Consider the following 540-nt stretch of genomic DNA (forward strand, 5'->3'; position numbering starts at 1 on the left):
CTTGGCCATCAATGCCCGCGACGCCATGCCGGAGGGAGGCCTGCTGACCCTCTCGGCCGAGAATGCCAGCAGCGAAGCCCTGCCAGATGGCGCCCGTGGCGGCCTTCCGCCCGGCGACTACGTCGCCCTGTCGGTGTCGGACACAGGGACCGGGATGACCGAGGAGGTGCTCGCCCGCGCCTTTGAACCGTTTTTCACCACCAAGGCCGTCGGCCGCGGCTCGGGGCTCGGTCTATCGCAGGTCTACGGCTTCGCGCGGCAATCCGGCGGTATGGTCGCCGTTGTCAGCCGACCGGGCGAGGGCACCCAGGTCACGGTCTGGCTGCCGCGGGCATCGGGAAATGGCCAAGAGCGGCTGCCGCCGTCCACCCCGGAGGGGCGGGTAGCATGACAGTGCGGCGTTGGGCGACGGCCACGAACACCCTGCAGATGCTGCCGACACGTAGGGTGCCCGGAGCTACGGCAGCTGCATCGCCGCACGGCGCCACGCTTCCGCACCTTCAAGTCGTGCTCGGCGACGACCGGCCTTGCCACCTCATC

1 protein-coding gene is annotated in these 540 nt (G+C 70.0%); it reads left to right on the forward strand.

Annotated elements, in window-relative coordinates; all coding sequences use genetic code 11:
• The coding region (locus tag Q7A36_RS40750) for an ATP-binding protein (RefSeq protein ID WP_305109477.1) at positions 1-391 on the forward strand (391 nt) is incomplete at its 5' end.
• Between the last annotated feature and the right edge of the window lie 149 nt (positions 392-540).

Origin of the sequence: Paracraurococcus lichenis (genome assembly GCF_030657435.1) — a bacterium.
GTDB lineage: Bacteria > Pseudomonadota > Alphaproteobacteria > Acetobacterales > Acetobacteraceae > Paracraurococcus > Paracraurococcus lichenis.